Genomic DNA, 15,137 nt, shown 5'->3' with positions numbered 1-15,137 from the left:
CGGAGTTCAGTTGTGCCGGTCGTCGCGGCCGGACAGCGGATCTTCCTCGGACGACGGCTGGTCGTCGGTTCCGCCGATCCGGTACTTCTCGGCGGCCCAGGCGCCGAGATCGATCTGCTTGCAGCGGGCGGAACAGAACGGACGGAACCGATTTTCGGGTGTCCAGCGCACGTCCTTGCCGCAGGACGGACATTTCACAACAGTAGCCATACGGGAAAATAGTCGGTTCGGCGTGATGCCGTTACAGATTGCAAAGCGTGAGTTGGAACGGCACGTCGATGTCGACCGCGCGTGGCCGCACGTCGCCATCCTGCACGGTGAAACGGACCCACAGCATGTACTTGTTCGCGCTGGCCTCGGGGATCACGCGCAGTTCGGGCGAAACCCGCACCTGCATCAGTTGGTAGGTGCGCCCGGACAGCATCTGCTGATAGCTGCCCTGCATCGCCATCACCTTGGACGCCTGACCGGATTCGCGCGCGAGGCGCAGCACGATCATGGCGGCGTCGCGCAACGGCAGCAGCGGCATCGCCCATTTCGCGATGTCGTGGCGGCGCTGCTCTGCCGGCCATTGCTGCCACGCATAATAGGACGGCAGGTCGAACTTGCAGGTGCCGCCGGGAATGACGGCCCGGCTGCGGATGCTGGCGAGCCATTCGTTGTCGGTCAGATGCTGGCCGGTTTTGCCCTGCATCTGTGCGAGATTGGCGAGCGTCTGCTCGATTTCGCCCAGCACGACCTCCAGCGCATGCTGTTCGATGCCGGGATTGCCGCGGAACGGCGTGAGCGTTTGCCGCTGGCGTTCGAGTTCCTTCATCAGATCCGATTTCAGATCCGCGCGGCCCGCGACTTCGGCAATTTCGAACAGCGTAGTCAGCGCGACATGATGCTCTCTCGCGTCCTCTTGAGCCAGGAAGAACGCGAAGCGCTCGAACAAATCTTCGAGGCGCAACAGCGTGCGGATTCGTTCGTTGAACGGATACTCGTAAAGGATCAAGCGCGCTCGCCTCTCGCGGTGGGGGGGATGACTGAATTGCAGGACATTCTAATGCTCACTGTCTACCCTAGCAATCACGCCATTTCGGGCCGCATGAGCGTGTGCCGCGAAAGCACGCGCGCCGGCTGACAGCCGCGTCAGTTTGATAAGGCGGCGTACGCCAGATAGCGGCGGTGAAGCGCGTCTACCTCGGCGGCAAGCTGCTCGTGACGGACATCGTCGTTGACGATCACGTCGTCGGCCGCGGCGAGCCGTGCCGCGCGCGACGCCTGCTTCGCGATGATCGCTTCGACCTGTACGCGCGGGAAACCGTTGCGTTGCATCACGCGGGCGATCTGGGTCTCGACTGAGCAATCGACGACGAGCACCCGATCGACGCGCGCTTTCCAACTGCCGGACTCGACCAGCAGCGGGACGACGAAGACGAGATACGCGCCGCGCGCGGCACGGGCCTCGCGCTCGGTTTCCTCGCGGATCAGCGGATGGGTGATGGCCTCGAGCCGGCGGCGGGCCGCTTCGTCGCTGAAAATCAGTGCCCGCATCTTCGCCCGATCGAGTGCGCCGTCCGGCGCGATGAAATCCGGGCCGAACTCCCCCGCGATGCGCGGCATCGCGAGCCCTTGCGGCGCGGTGATGCGGTGCGCGATCAGGTCGGTATCGACGAGCGAGGCGCCGTGTCCGCCGAGCAGGTCGGCGACGGTCGTTTTTCCGCTGCCGATGCCGCCCGTCAATCCCACTGAATACATGGTCAGCCTCCGAGCAGCAGATAGAAGGGGGTGCCGAAGAACAGCGTCGCCGCGCCGCCCACCGCCAGGAACGGACCGAACGGCAATGGTTCCTCGAAGCGCATCCGGCCGCGCCAAGTGGCGACGAGACCGACGACCGCGCCCGCCACGGCGGCGATCAGCACGACCTGCGGCAGCGCTTCCCAGCCGAGCCAAGCGCCGAGCGCGGCGAGCAGCTTCAGATCGCCGTAGCCGATGCCTTCGATGCCGCGCAACCATTTGAACAGCCAGAAGATGCACCACAGGAACAGATAGCCGGCGATCGCGCCGACGACGGCCGCCTGAAGGCTCGCGAACGTATCCCACAGATTGACGGCAAGGCCCGCCCACAGCAGCGGCAGCGTCAGCGAGTCGGGCAGAAAGCCGGTCTGGATATCGATAGCGCTCATCGCGAGCAGGGTCGCGCACAGGCCGAATGCGGCAAGCGCCGCGACGCCGGGTCCGAACAGCGCGAGCGCGGTGGCGGCCAGCACGCCGCTCGCGAGTTCGATCAGCGGATAGCGCAGTCCGATCGGCGCGCGGCAACTGCCGCAGCGGCCGCGCAGCGCGACGTAGCTGAGGACCGGCAGGTTTTCCCACGCGCGCAGGACGTGGCCGCAGTGCGGGCACGCGCTGCGCGGCACCCACAGATTGTAGCGGGCGGGCAGGCCGTTGCCGTCCTCGGCCGGATGGCCGGTCGCCTCGCTGACTTCCGCCTGCCATGCGCGCTTCATCATGATCGGCAGCCGATGGGCGACGACGTTGATGAAGCTGCCGATCACGAGCCCGAAGACGATCGCGAACGCAAACTGCGCGCCCGCCGGCAATGCCGCGAAGACGGCCAGCGGTCCGCTGCTGGCGTGGGCGAACGGATCGGCGTAGGTCGAATAGGGCGTCATCGATGAAATGGGCATGGCAAATAGGAGACAGATTCGGCTGCGATGCTACACCACGTTGCCGAGCTGGACGATCGGCAGATACATCGCGGTGACGAGCGCGCCGACCAGTGCGCCCAGCACGACGATGACGACCGGCTCGCAGACGCTTGCCAGCGTGCCGATCCGCTCGTCGACCTGACTGTCGCACAGCGCGGCGATGTCGACGAGCATCGCGTCCAGCGTCCCTGCTTCCTCGGCCACGCCGATCGGCTGGACGACGTCGTCGGGAAAGCAGCCCGTCGCGCGCATCGCGCTTGCGAGCCGCTCGCCGCGATGCAGGCGCCCGGTGATGTCGGCCGTCGCGCGGTCGAACACTGCATTGCCGGTTGCGTTCGCGAGCGATGCGAACGCATCGACTAGCGGCGTGCCGGCGGCGAGCAGCGTGCCGAGCGCACGGCTCCAGCGCGCAGCCGCAAGCGTGCGCAGCAGCGGCCCCGCGAGCGGCGCGCGCAGCAGGCGGCGGCTGAACGCGAGCCGCGCGACATCGGAGCGCCGCACGGCATGGTGCGCAACGGCGCATGCGCTCGTCGCCAGCAAGGCGGCCGGGATGCTCCAGCGCGTCAACTGTTTCGACAGCGTCAGGATGAAGCGGGTCGGCGCGGGCAGCGCCGCGCCGAAGCTGTCGAAGATCTGCTCGAAAGTCGGTACGACCCACAGCAGCAGCGCCGCGGTGATGGCGAGCGCGAACAGCAGGACGGCGACCGGATACGTGAGCGCCGCGCGCACTCTGGCGTGCTGAGCGGCCGAGCGTTCGCGGTCGTCGGCAACGCGCGCCAGCACGCCCGCGAGCGTGCCCGAGTGTTCGCCGACCAGGACCAACTGCCGATAGAGCGACGGGAATTGCCGAGGGTAGCGGCGTAGCGCGGTAGAGAGCGGATGCCCGGCGACGATGTCGCGGGCGAGCCCCGCCGCGATGCGCGGCATTTCGCCGCGGCCGGACCCTTGCGCGAGCAGGTCGAGCGACGGCGCGAGCGGGAGCCCGGCGTTCAGGAGTCCCGCCAGTTGCCGGGTAAAGCGGGTGATCTCGGGCGCGCGGGCCGAAGGCCGGGGCGCCGCGCCGCGGGCGTCGACGCTCAGGACGATGAGACCGGTGCGCTTGAGGGCGGTGCGCGCCGCTGCCGGCGTGACGGCGATGACCGTGCCGCGCCGCCGTTCGCCGGTGGCGGTCAGGCCCGTCCAGCCGAAACGGATTTCCGGGGCGGGCGGCAATGCGCGCGGGTTCATCTCGTGCCCGTTGCCGCGAGTGCTTCGCCCAGGCTGGTCGAGCCGTCGGCCACACGCGCGAGCGCGGCGGCGTGCAGCGTCGCCATGCCGTCGCGGCCGGCTTGTTCGGCCAGAGCATCGTGGCTCGCCCGGGCAACGATCAGCGTGCGCAACGCGCCGGACAGCGTCATGACCTGATGGATGCCGATGCGTCCCCGGTATCCGATGCCGTGGCACCTGCTGCATCCGATGGCGTCGAACGGGCGCCAGCCGGCCTGCAGCGCGGCGAGGTCGAGGCCCGCGTCGCGCAGCGCGGCGAGCGGCGCGGCAGACGGTGCGCGGCACGCTGCGCAGAGCCGCCTGACAAGGCGCTGAGCGGTCACGAGCCGTAGCGCGGCGGCGAGCTGGTACGGTGCGACGCCGATGTCGATCAGGCGGGTGATCGCGGCCGGCGCATCGTTCGTGTGCAGTGTCGACAGTACGAGGTGGCCGGTTTGCGCGGCTTTCAGCGCGACATCGGCGGTTTCCGCATCACGGATCTCGCCGACCATGATGATGTCCGGGTCCTGGCGGAGCAGTGCGCGCAGCGCGACCGCGAACGTCAGCCCGGCCTTGTCGCGCACCCCGACCTGGGTAAGGCCGTCGAGCTGGATCTCCGCAGGATCCTCGACGGTGCATAAATTGCGCGCGACCTCGTTGAGCCGTTGCAGGAAACAGTACAGCGACAGGGTCTTGCCGCTGCCGGTAGGCCCGGTGACGAGTACGAGGCCGTGCGGCGCATCGAGCGCCGCTTCGACCGAGTGCGTTTGCGGCGCGTCGAGACCGAGCATCGACAGCGACAACCCGGCGGGCAAGGCGTCGAGGCGGCGCAGCACGAGCTTTTCGCCGTGCAGTGTCGGCAGCGAACTGACCCGGTAGTCGCCGTCGAGACCCGGCGCGAGGGCGAGCCGCAGGCGTCCGTCCTGCGGCACGCGGCGTTCGGCGATGTCCATGCGCGCGAGTACCTTGATGCGGGTGACGACGGCGTCGCGAAGGTGAGCCGGCGGCCGCGCGAATTCGTGCAGCACGCCGTCGATGCGTAGCCGCACGCGCCACGCATGTTCGGACGGCTCGACGTGAATGTCGGACGCGTTGCGCCGGTGCGCGGCCCGCAGCGTATCGGCCAGGAGCTCGACGGCCGGCGCATCGTCGGCCGGTGGGACCGCCAGCGGGAGGGAATCGGACGTGGCCGGCCAGGTGGGCGGCGAGAGGGAAGAGGGCGACATCGGATCCGGCCTTTCGGCCGCCTGCTTGAGCACGAAGCAGGATCATCGCGCGATGGCGCGTCGGCCGGCAGTCGGCCGTTCGGTCAACGCGGGATCAGCGGCCGGCGCGCGGGCTACGTGGCCTGAACAGCTTGACGGTGCGCACCGCCTGATCGTCGCTGCGCATCACTTCGAGCATCACGTCGCCGATCTTCATGCATACGTCGCCGTCGGGAATGTCCTCCAGGACTTCGAGGATCAGCCCGTTGAGCGTCTTCGGACCGTCGGTCGGCAGGGTCAGGTGCAGCCAGCGGTTCAGTTCGCGCAGCGGCATGCTGCCCGCGACGATGCATTCGCCGTCGTCGTTCCAGCCGCCGTTCTTCGACCCTTCGCTGCGCGGCATCGTCGTCGTGAATTCGCCGATCAGTTCCTCGATGATGTCCTCCGGCGTGACGAGACCCTGCAATTCGCCGTATTCGTTGACGACGAGCGCGGTGCGCTGGCGGCTCTCCTGGAAGTACTGCAGCTGCTGGAACACCGGCGTTCCGGACGGTACGTAGTACGGTTCGGTCAGCAGTTCCCGCAGCGTTTCCCGGTCGAAATCCTGGTTGTGCAGCGCGGTCAGCGTCTTGCGGACATGCAGCACGCCGAGCACCTGGTCGATGTCGCCCTGATAGACGACGAGCCGGTTGTGATAGCAGGTCTCGAGCTGGTGCAGGATGTCGTCGAGCGGCGCGAAGAAGTTCAGCGACTCGATCTGGCGACGCGGAATCATCACGTCGTCGACGGTGATGTTCTCGAGGTCGAACAGGTTCAGCAGGATGCTGCGGTGCTTGGTCGGCATGAAGCTGCTCGATTCGAGCACGACCGTGCGCAGCTCTTCGGTCGACAGTCGCTGGTCGCGGCCGGCCTTCGTGTTGATGTGCAGTACCGACAGGATCGCGCCGGCGAGCGCGTTGACGAACCAGACGAGCGGCATCAACACCCGCATGAGTGGCGCGATGACGAGGCTGGCCGGTAGCGCGATGCGCTCGGGAAAGGTCGCGCCGACGATCTTCGGCGTGATTTCCGCGAACACGATGATCAGGAACGCGACGATGCCGGTGGCGATCGACAGCACGAAATTGTCGTGGCCGAACGTATGCAGCGCGATCGACGTGGTCAGGACCGGGATGATCGTGTTGAACAGGTTGTTGCCGATCAGGACCACGCTCAGCAACTGGTCGGTCCGCGACAGGAGTCCCTGCGTCGTCTTGGCGCCGAGCGCGCCCTGATTCGCGAGGTGTTTGAGCCGATGGCGGTTGAGCGCCATCATCGCGGTTTCAGAAATGGAGAAGAAGCTGGAGCAGAGGAGAAGCAGGAAGACGGCGCTGATTTGCGCCCATAAGGGAATTTGGTCCACGCGTCAGAAAAGGGCAGTGAATGACAGGAATGAAAAAGACTATAGCAGAGGGGCAGGCCTGGATTGTGTGACGGGCCGCAATGCTTGCCGGCCGGGCCTCGCGCGTTCGCCGTGTAAAAAAAAACCGCGCAACGTGTGCGCGGTTTTCTGCAAATCTGGTCGGGGTGAGAGGATTCGAACCTCCGGCCTCTACGTCCCGAACGTAGCGCTCTACCAGGCTAAGCTACACCCCGATTTGGACTCTTTCGTCGCTTCAGTCTCGTTCAAGACTGCCGTGACGTCGAGTAAGAGCATAATTCTAGCAGGCTTTCTTTGTAAATGGAATCGGGAAATGAAGAAATTGCTGACGCCGCTGCCTGAGCTTCCTGGCGAGCGCATTCCAGCGTGTGATCGAGCGCACCCGAGCGCGTGATTGCGTCGAAGATCGTATCGAAGCGATCGGTGCCGCCCTGTTCGATCGCTTCGCGCGCCAGCACGGCCTGTTCCGGCGTGCCTCGCTCGATCAGATAGATCAGCGGCAGGGTCGGCTTGCCTTCGCGCAGATCGTCGCCGGCGTTCTTGCCCATGGATTCCGCGGTGCCCGCGTAGTCGAGCCAGTCGTCCATGATCTGGAAGGCGGTACCGATACGGCGGCCGTATTCGGCGGCGGCGGCTTCCGTCGGCGCATCGGCGCCCGCGAGCACCGCCCCGAGCCGTGCGGAGGCCTCGAACAGCTTCGCTGTCTTGTAGCGGATCACCTGCATATAGCGGGTTTCGTCGACATCTGCATCGTGCATGTTCAGCAACTGCAGCACTTCGCCTTCGGAAATGATCGTCGTGGCTTCCGACAGGATTTCCATGATGCGCATCTTGCCGACGCCGACCATCATCTCGAACGAGCGCGAATAGAGGTAATCGCCCACCAGCACGCTCGCCGCGTTGCCGAACAGCGCGTTCGCGGTCTTGCGGCCGCGCCGCAGCTCGGATTCGTCGACGACGTCGTCGTGCAGCAGCGTCGCGGTATGGATGAACTCGACCACTGCCGCGAGCGTATGGCGCTGATTCGTGTTTTCGCCGAGCGCGCCGGCGACGAGCAGGAGCAACGCCGGCCGCAGGCGCTTGCCACCGGCGCCGATGATGTATTCGGCGATCTGATTGATCAGCAGCACGTCGGACGAGAGGCTTTGCCGGATGACGCGATTCACCTGCTCCATGTCGTTGGCGATCGGAGCGAGCAGATGGGCGGCGCTGAGGGGAGGGGTGGCAGTCGACGACATGATGATGGAAATGGGTAGTGCCGCGGATTATAAGGCGAATCGCCCGATCGCCGGGCTGTCGCGCAGCGCATCCGCGCGTTTTTGGCCGATTGGACGAGGCCGGTTTACCGTGTTTCGTTTCGGGAAGTCAATCGGTTTTGACGGAGGTGCTAACTCTCTGTATAATCACGCGTTTTCCGTGCGTGGTGCATGGAAAAATAGATCCAGAGTGAGGTTCTCAATGTACGCGGTCATAAAAACCGGCGGCAAGCAGTATAAGGTTGCCGTTGGCGAAAAATTGAAAGTAGAACAGATACCGGCAGACATTGACGCTGAAATCACGCTCGACCAGGTTCTCGCAGTGGGCGAAGGCGAATCGATTAAGTTCGGTACGCCGCTGGTCAGTGGGGCTTCCGTCAAGGCTACCGTCGTGTCGCACGGTCGTCATGCCAAGGTCACCATCTTCAAGATGCGTCGCCGGAAGCACTACCAAAAGCACGCTGGCCACCGCCAGAACTACACCGAGTTGCGCATCGACGCGATCAACGCGTAAGCGCCTCGGGCAAGGAGCAAACAGATGGCACACAAAAAAGCAGGCGGCTCTTCCCGGAACGGCCGCGACTCCGAGTCGAAGCGCCTCGGCGTCAAAGTGTACGGCGGCCAGGCAATCAACGCCGGCGGCATCATCGTGCGTCAACGCGGTACGCGCATGCATGCGGGCGATAACGTCGGCATGGGCAAGGACCACACGCTGTTCGCACTGGTCGACGGTCACGTGAAGTTCGCGACCAAAGGCGCCGACAAGAAGCACACGGTCAACGTCGTCCCGGCTGCCGCCTGAGTTCAGGCAAGCACGGGCTTCGTAGCCGGAAAGGCCCCGCAGCATGAGCGGGGCCTTTTTTATTTTTGCCGCCCGATGAAAATAGGGACCGTTGGCCGGATGGCCGATTGGTCAACCGAGGCGGCTCGCGGCACAATATTGGGAATTACTGGGCGGAGTAGCGAATGAAGTTCATTGACGAAGCGCGAATCGAAGTCATCGCCGGCGACGGAGGCGATGGCAGCGCGTCGATGCGCCGCGAAAAATTCGTTCCGTTCGGCGGGCCGGACGGCGGCGACGGCGGCCGTGGCGGCAGCGTCTACGCGATCGCGGATCGCAACATCAATACCCTGATCGACTACCGGTACGCGAAGAAACATCTCGCGCGCAACGGCGAAAACGGCCGCGGCTCCGATTGCTACGGCAAGGGCGGCGACGACATCACGCTGCGCATGCCGGTCGGTACGATCATCAACGACATGGACACCGGCGAGCTGATCGCCGACCTGACCGAGCACGATCAGGTCGTGCTGGTCGCGCAGGGCGGCTCGGGCGGCCTCGGCAACCTGCATTTCAAGTCGAGTACCAACCGCGCGCCGCGCCAGAAGACGGAAGGCAAGCCCGGCGAGCGTCGGATGCTGCGACTGGAGTTGAAGGTGCTGGCCGATGTCGGTCTGCTCGGCATGCCGAACGCGGGCAAATCCACCTTCATCTCGTCGGTGTCGAACGCGAAACCGAAGATCGCCGACTATCCGTTCACGACGCTCGCGCCGAATCTCGGCGTGGTGCGCGTCGGTCCGAGCAAGAGCTTCGTGATCGCCGATATTCCGGGCCTGATCGAAGGCGCGGCGGAAGGGGCGGGGCTCGGCCACCAGTTCCTGCGCCACCTGCAGCGTACCGGCGTGCTGCTGCATCTGGTCGATCTGGCGCCGTTCGATGAAAGTGTCGATCCGGTCGCGGAGGCGAAGGCGATCGTCGGCGAACTGCGCAAGTATGACGAGGCGCTGTACGACAAGCCGCGCTGGCTGGTGCTGAACAAGCTCGACATGGTGCCGGAAGACGAGCGCAAGGCGCGTGTCGCCGATTTCATCAAGCGTTTCGGCTGGAAAGGCCCGGTGTTCGAGATCTCCGCGCTGACGGGGCAGGGTTGCGAGAGTCTCGTCTACGCGATCTACGACTACCTGTCCGAGCACTCCGACGCGCATCGCGCGGCGGAGGCGGAAGACTTGGCGTCGGACGTGCGTTTCCGCGACGCACCCGCCGGCGCGAAGCCGGACCCGGACGCTTCCTGATCGTCGGCTCCGACGATTCGCGTCGGGGCACGGCCCGGCGCAACCGATTTCAATCGCGCACCAAGGAGACCGCGCACGATGCGTTCGATCATCGCTGATTCGAAGCGACTGGTAGTGAAGGTGGGTTCCAGCCTCGTCACCAACGACGGGCGCGGGCTCGATCATGCCGCGATCGGCCGCTGGGCGGCGCAGATCGCCGCGTTGCGCGACAGCGGCAAGGAAGTCGTGCTGGTGAGCTCGGGCGCCATCGCGGAAGGGATGCAGCGCCTCGGCTGGAGCAAGCGGCCTCGGGAGATCGACGAGCTGCAGGCGGCGGCGGCCGTCGGTCAGATGGGGCTCGCGCAGGTGTACGAGAGCCGCTTTTCCGAGCACGGCATTCGTACTGCGCAGATCTTGCTGACCCACGCCGATCTGGCCGACCGCGAACGCTACCTGAACGCGCGCTCGACGCTGCTCACGCTGCTGCGGCTCGGCGTGGTGCCGATCATCAACGAGAACGACACGGTCGTCACCGACGAAATCAAGTTCGGCGACAACGACACGTTGGGCGCGCTCGTCGCGAACCTGATCGAAGGCGATGCGCTGGTCATCCTGACCGACCAGTCCGGGTTGTTTACAGCCGATCCGCGCAAGGATCCGGCGGCAACGCTCGTCGCCGAAGCGAATGCGGGTGCGCCCGAACTCGAAGCGATGGCGGGCGGCGCGGGTTCGAGCCTGGGGCGCGGTGGGATGCTGACGAAGATCCTCGCGGCGAAGCGCGCCGCCCACAGCGGCGCGAATACGGTGATCGCGAGCGGCCGCGAAGCCGACGTGCTGGTGAGGCTCGCAGGCGGCGAGGCGATCGGCACGCAACTGATCGCGCGCACCGCGCGAATGGCGGCGCGCAAGCAGTGGATGGCGGATCACCTGCAGGTGCGCGGCCACGTCGTGATCGACGCGGGCGCGGTCGACAAGCTCACGGCGGGCGGCAAGAGCCTGCTGCCGATCGGCGTAGTGGCCGTGCACGGCGTGTTCGCGCGCGGAGAGGTGATCACCTGCGTCGACGATACGGGGCATGAAGTCGCTCGTGGGCTCACCAACTACAGCAGCGCCGAAACCAAGCTGATCCAGCGCAAGCCGAGCGGCGAGATCGAAGCGGTATTGGGCTACATGCTCGAACCCGAGTTGATTCACCGCGACAACCTGGTGCTGGTATGAGGCTTGCGTCCGATGACGCGAGCCGATCGACAAAAAGCCCGCGGCATGCGGGCTTTTTCATGGGGTGACGCCGGCTCGGCCGGATCAGCGGATCTGGTTCAACTGGGTCCGGTGATAGCGGACGCTTTCGACGATCGATTGCGTTTTTCCGACCGGCATCTTGTTCGCGCAGAAGTAATCCTGGTAGAGCGCCGCGTGGTATGCGTTCAGCTCGCCGTTCTCGATGCGCTGCCAGTCGTTCTGTACCGTGCGGTCCCAGCCGTCATGGTCGGCGTTGAGGCCTGCGTACTGGCGCCATTCGTAGGTGTCGCAGCGGATCCCTTCGTAGTTCACGTTGCGCGCGCCGGAAGGGCTCGTGACCACCACGATGTAACGGACCACGCCGTCGGTGCCCACATCGAGCGACTTCGCGTCGACGAAGAACTTGAGTGGCGTGTTTTGCGATACGTTGAACGGCAGCAGATCGCTCGTTTGCGGCAGCGGCGGGAGGGTGTCGACCTTGTTCTCGGTCCAGTTGGGCTGACGGTCGAGCAGATAGACGAAGGCGCTATCGTCCTTGTTGGACGGCGTGTTCGAGTGGGCGCAGCCCGCCAGAACAGCAACCGCGGCAATCGACACCGCGGCAAGAGCAGTTGCTTTCAATATGCATACCTCGTAAAAAAGGGCGCGGCATTGGCGCCGCGCCCGGTCATGCAGTTCAATCCGATCGACGCCTGCGCGTCAGTCGCGCAGGATCACGCGAGGCGGGGCTTCGTCGAGCGTGCTCGACTCCACCTCGATGTCGGAGCAGACCACCGATGTGTCGACTATCGTCAGCGTTTCCGTGACCTGCATGCTCACCACGCGCGGATAGCGCGACATGCGCGGCTTGTCCGCTTTTTGCGCCGGGCGGCGCAGAAAACGCGACAATTCCGTCAACGCCAACTGATACACATCCCGCTTGAACTCGATCACCGCGTCGAGGGGTACCCAATACTCGTTCCAGCGCCACGCATCGAACTCCGGATGATCCGTCGCGCGCAGGCAAATATCGCAATCGCGCCCGACCATTCGCAGCAGGAACCAGATCTGTTTCTGGCCGCGATAATGGCCGCGCACTTCGCGCTTGATGAACTTGTCAGGCACCTCATAACGCAACCAGTCGCGCGTGCGACCGATCACCTTGACGTGTTCCGGATGCAGCCCGGTTTCCTCATGCAACTCCCGGTACATCGCCTGCACGGGGGTTTCGCCATACTTGATGCCCCCTTGAGGAAACTGCCAGGAATGCTCGCGAAGCCGCTTGCCCCAAAACACCTCGTTGCGCGCGTTCAAGAGGATGATGCCGACGTTCGGGCGAAAGCCTTCACGATCCAGCATACAACCACCTTCGAATCCTTTAAAATTGCTTTGATTATAAACAGATAACGGGCGCCGCGCACCGGAACGGAGCGAATCCGGGCGGGGTGCGTCAACTAAACTGTCCCCGATTTGTCTGGTATGTCATCTGCGCCACAGCCGTTCGCCGCGCGCAGCCTTCAATCACCTTTAGCCTTTTTCGGGCGGCTCGCTTTGAGCCGCCGTTTTTGGAACCGTCCGCATGAAAGCTTCCCGTTTCTTTATCGGCACCCTGAAAGAAGCACCCGCCGACGCCGAGATCGTCAGTCACAAGCTGATGGTGCGCGCCGGCATGATCCGCCGCATCGCCGGCGGCATCTACAACTACCTGCCGATCGGCCTGCGTTCGATTCGCAAGGTCGAGGCGATCGTGCGTGAAGAAATGAACCGGTCCGGCGCGATCGAACTGCTGATGCCGGCCGTGCAGCCGGCCGAGCTGTGGCAGGAGTCGGGCCGCTGGGAGCAGTACGGCCCCGAGTTGCTGCGCTTCAAGGATCGCAAGCAGAACGATTTCGTGATCGGGCCGACGCACGAGGAAGTGGTCACCGACATCGCGCGCAACCAGATCAAGAGCTACCGGCAGATGCCGGTGAATTTCTACCAGATCCAGACGAAATTCCGCGACGAGATCCGCCCGCGTTTCGGCGTGATGCGCGGCCGCGAATTCATCATGAAAGACGCGTATTCGTTCGACAAGGATCCGGCGGGCCTGAAGGAGTCGTATCGGAAGATGTACGACGCCTATGTGCGGATCTTCACCCGCATCGGCCTCGAATTCCGTCCGGTGGCGGCCGATAACGGCTCGATCGGCGGCAGCGGTTCGCACGAATTCCACGTGATTGCCGACACCGGCGAAGACGCGATCGCCTACTGCCCGACGTCGGATTTCGCGGCGAACGTCGAAGCGGCCGAAGCGCTGCCGCTCGTCGCGAGCCGCGCGGCTCCGGTCGAGGCGATGGAAAAGGTTGCGACGCCCGGCAAGGCGAAGTGCGAGGCGGTGGCCGAACTGCTCGGCATCCCGCTCGAGCGCACGATCAAGTCGATCGTGCTCGCGACGGACAACGACGGCGCCGAGCCGACCATCTGGCTGCTGATGCTGCGCGGCGACCACGACTTGAACGAGATCAAGGCGAGCAAGCAGCCGGGCCTGGCGGGCCATCGCTTCGCCACGGAGCAGGAGATCGTCGACTGGTTCGGCACGCCGCCGGGTTACCTCGGACCGGTAGGTACGAAAAAGCCGGTGAAGGTGATCGCTGATCGCACGGTCGCGAACATGAGCGATTTCGTGGTCGGCGCGAACGAGGTGGACTACCACATCGCCGGCGTCAACTGGGGCCGCGACCTGCCGGAACCCGTCGTCGCCGATATCCGCAACGTGAAGAAGGGCGATCCGTCGCCGGACGGCAAGGGCGTGCTCGACATCTGCCGCGGCATCGAAGTCGGCCACGTATTCCAGCTCGGCACCAAGTATTCGGAAGCGATGGGCTCGACCTTCCTCGACGAGTCGGGCAAGCCGCAGCCGATGGAAATGGGCTGCTACGGCATCGGCATCACGCGGATTCTCGGCGCGGCGATCGAACAGAACTTCGACGACAAGGGCATCATCTGGCCGGAAGCGATCGCGCCGTTCGAAGTGGTGCTCTGCCCGATGGGCTACGACCGCAGCGACGGCGTGCGCGAAACGGCGGACAAGGTTTATGCGGAACTGTCGGCGGCCGGCATCGACGTGATCCTCGACGATCGCGGCGAGCGCCCGGGCGTGATGTTCGCCGACTGGGAACTGATCGGCGTGCCGCATCGCCTCGTGATCGGCGAACGCGGCCTGAAGGACGGCAAGATCGAGTACCAGGGCCGGCGCGACACCGAGGCTGCGCTGCTGCCGGCGGATACCGCCGCGTCGACGGTGATCGACAAGGTGCGCGCGGCGCTCGCGCGCTGACTCTCAACCCGTTGCGGCAGGAGGCACGGTGGAATACAACTTCCTGTCGGCGACGGTGTTGCTGATCCTGATTACCGATCCGCTGGGCAATATTCCGCTGTTCATCGCTGCGTTGCGGGACGTGCCGGCCGGCCGGCGGGTGCGGCTGATTCTCCGCGAGGTGGCGATCGCGTTCGTGATCCTGTTGTTCTTCATGGTGATCGGCGACCGTTTTCTGCGGATGATGAGTCTCACCGACCTGTCGCTGCGGATCGGCGGGGGGATCGTGCTGTTCCTGATCGCGCTCCGGATGATCTTTCCGCATCCGGACGGCGCGCTCGGCAACGATCCGCGCGCGGGCGGCGAGCCGTTCATCGTGCCCCTTGCGATCCCGGCGCTGGCGGGGCCGTCCGCGCTCGCGACGGTGATGCTGCTGACGTCCCAGGCGCCCGGCAAGACGCTCGAGTGGGCCGGTGCGCTGACGGTGACGATGGTTGTCTGCGCGATCGTGCTCGTGCTCGCGGAGCGCATCCAGCAATGGCTCGGCGAGCGCACCGTGATGGCGTTCGAGCGGCTGATGGGGCTCGTGCTGGTCGCGATTTCGGTCGAGATGATGCTGGCGGGCATCCGGGTGTTCGCTCACCAGCTCTGAACTCCGGCATTCGGCCGGCGCATGAAAAAAGCGGCTCGCCGGATGGCGCAGCCGCTTTTTTATCGGGCGCCGGCCGGAATCGGCCGGGCGGGACCGCG

At 65.2% G+C, this 15,137-nt stretch carries 16 protein-coding genes and 1 tRNA gene; 6 read left to right on the top strand and 11 right to left on the bottom strand.

Annotation, left to right across the window (positions count from 1 at the left end; translation table 11 throughout):
- Positions 1–6: 6 nt before the first annotated feature.
- The 9 genes from RZR99_RS20200 to RZR99_RS20160 form a co-directional block, all read right to left on the bottom strand.
- The gene (locus RZR99_RS20200; protein ID WP_323121544.1) at positions 7–210 is read right to left on the bottom strand and encodes a DNA gyrase inhibitor YacG; all 204 of its coding nucleotides are present in this window, start codon (positions 208–210) and stop codon (positions 7–9) included.
- Between the two features lie 31 nt (positions 211–241).
- A complete protein-coding gene (zapD, locus tag RZR99_RS20195) occupies positions 242–997 on the bottom strand; it encodes a cell division protein ZapD (RefSeq protein WP_323121543.1) in 756 nt (251 codons plus the stop codon).
- A gap of 137 nt (positions 998–1,134) precedes the next feature.
- Positions 1,135–1,743 carry a dephospho-CoA kinase gene (gene coaE / locus RZR99_RS20190; protein ID WP_323121542.1) on the bottom strand — a complete coding sequence of 203 codons (609 nt, stop codon included), beginning with the start codon at positions 1,741–1,743 and terminating at the stop codon, positions 1,135–1,137.
- 2 nt (positions 1,744–1,745) lie between these two features.
- Complete coding sequence (locus tag RZR99_RS20185) at positions 1,746–2,660, bottom strand: prepilin peptidase (protein WP_323121541.1); 915 nt, start codon at positions 2,658–2,660, stop codon at positions 1,746–1,748.
- A gap of 45 nt (positions 2,661–2,705) precedes the next feature.
- Entirely contained in the window at positions 2,706–3,923 is a 1,218-nt protein-coding gene (locus RZR99_RS20180) for a type II secretion system F family protein (RefSeq protein WP_323121540.1), read from the bottom strand.
- Positions 3,920–5,167 carry a GspE/PulE family protein gene (locus RZR99_RS20175; protein WP_323121539.1) on the bottom strand — a complete coding sequence of 416 codons (1,248 nt, stop codon included), beginning with the start codon at positions 5,165–5,167 and terminating at the stop codon, positions 3,920–3,922. Before RZR99_RS20175 ends, RZR99_RS20180 begins: the two co-directional genes overlap by 4 nt.
- A 94-nt stretch (positions 5,168–5,261) precedes the next feature.
- The gene (locus RZR99_RS20170; protein ID WP_323121538.1) at positions 5,262–6,548 is read right to left on the bottom strand and encodes an HlyC/CorC family transporter; all 1,287 of its coding nucleotides are present in this window, start codon (positions 6,546–6,548) and stop codon (positions 5,262–5,264) included.
- Between the two features lie 156 nt (positions 6,549–6,704).
- Positions 6,705–6,781: transfer RNA gene (locus RZR99_RS20165), tRNA-Pro, on the bottom strand.
- A gap of 30 nt (positions 6,782–6,811) precedes the next feature.
- Positions 6,812–7,804, bottom strand: a complete 993-nt coding sequence (locus RZR99_RS20160; RefSeq protein WP_323121537.1) for a polyprenyl synthetase family protein — start codon at positions 7,802–7,804, stop codon at positions 6,812–6,814.
- Positions 7,805–8,024: 220 nt separating this feature from the next.
- Between RZR99_RS20160 and rplU the strand changes: the two genes are divergently transcribed.
- The 4 genes from rplU (at position 8,025) to proB (ending at position 11,092) form a co-directional block, all read left to right on the top strand.
- Entirely contained in the window at positions 8,025–8,336 is a 312-nt protein-coding gene (rplU, locus tag RZR99_RS20155; protein ID WP_111484783.1) for a 50S ribosomal protein L21, read from the top strand.
- Positions 8,337–8,360: 24 nt separating this feature from the next.
- Entirely contained in the window at positions 8,361–8,624 is a 264-nt protein-coding gene (rpmA, locus tag RZR99_RS20150; RefSeq protein ID WP_323121536.1) for a 50S ribosomal protein L27, read from the top strand.
- Between the two features lie 164 nt (positions 8,625–8,788).
- A complete protein-coding gene (gene obgE / locus RZR99_RS20145; RefSeq protein ID WP_323121535.1) occupies positions 8,789–9,895 on the top strand; it encodes a GTPase ObgE in 1,107 nt (368 codons plus the stop codon).
- A 78-nt stretch (positions 9,896–9,973) separates the two neighbouring features.
- A complete protein-coding gene (gene proB / locus RZR99_RS20140) occupies positions 9,974–11,092 on the top strand; it encodes a glutamate 5-kinase (RefSeq protein WP_323121534.1) in 1,119 nt (372 codons plus the stop codon).
- A gap of 84 nt (positions 11,093–11,176) precedes the next feature.
- Here proB and RZR99_RS20135 read toward each other — a convergent pair whose 3' ends face one another.
- Together RZR99_RS20135 and RZR99_RS20130 are read right to left on the bottom strand one after the other, a co-directional pair.
- The gene (locus RZR99_RS20135; protein ID WP_323121533.1) at positions 11,177–11,734 is read right to left on the bottom strand and encodes a CNP1-like family protein; all 558 of its coding nucleotides are present in this window, start codon (positions 11,732–11,734) and stop codon (positions 11,177–11,179) included.
- A 78-nt stretch (positions 11,735–11,812) separates the two neighbouring features.
- Positions 11,813–12,451: an RNA pyrophosphohydrolase gene (locus RZR99_RS20130; protein ID WP_323121532.1), complete on the bottom strand. Its 639-nt coding sequence runs from the start codon at positions 12,449–12,451 to the stop codon at positions 11,813–11,815.
- A 220-nt stretch (positions 12,452–12,671) separates the two neighbouring features.
- Here RZR99_RS20130 and RZR99_RS20125 point away from each other — a divergent pair, with 220 nt between their 5' ends.
- Positions 12,672–14,408, top strand: coding sequence for a proline--tRNA ligase (locus tag RZR99_RS20125; protein WP_323121531.1), 1,737 nt, complete (start codon positions 12,672–12,674; stop codon positions 14,406–14,408).
- A gap of 28 nt (positions 14,409–14,436) precedes the next feature.
- Positions 14,437–15,039, top strand: a complete 603-nt coding sequence (locus tag RZR99_RS20120) for a MarC family protein (RefSeq protein WP_323121530.1) — start codon at positions 14,437–14,439, stop codon at positions 15,037–15,039.
- The last annotated feature ends 98 nt before the right edge of the window (positions 15,040–15,137 follow it).

The organism is Burkholderia alba, assembly GCF_034721475.1.
Classification (GTDB): Bacteria; Pseudomonadota; Gammaproteobacteria; order Burkholderiales; family Burkholderiaceae; genus Burkholderia; species Burkholderia alba.
Note: the sequence above shows the minus strand (reverse complement) of the source record. Positions and strands in the feature narration are given on the sequence as shown.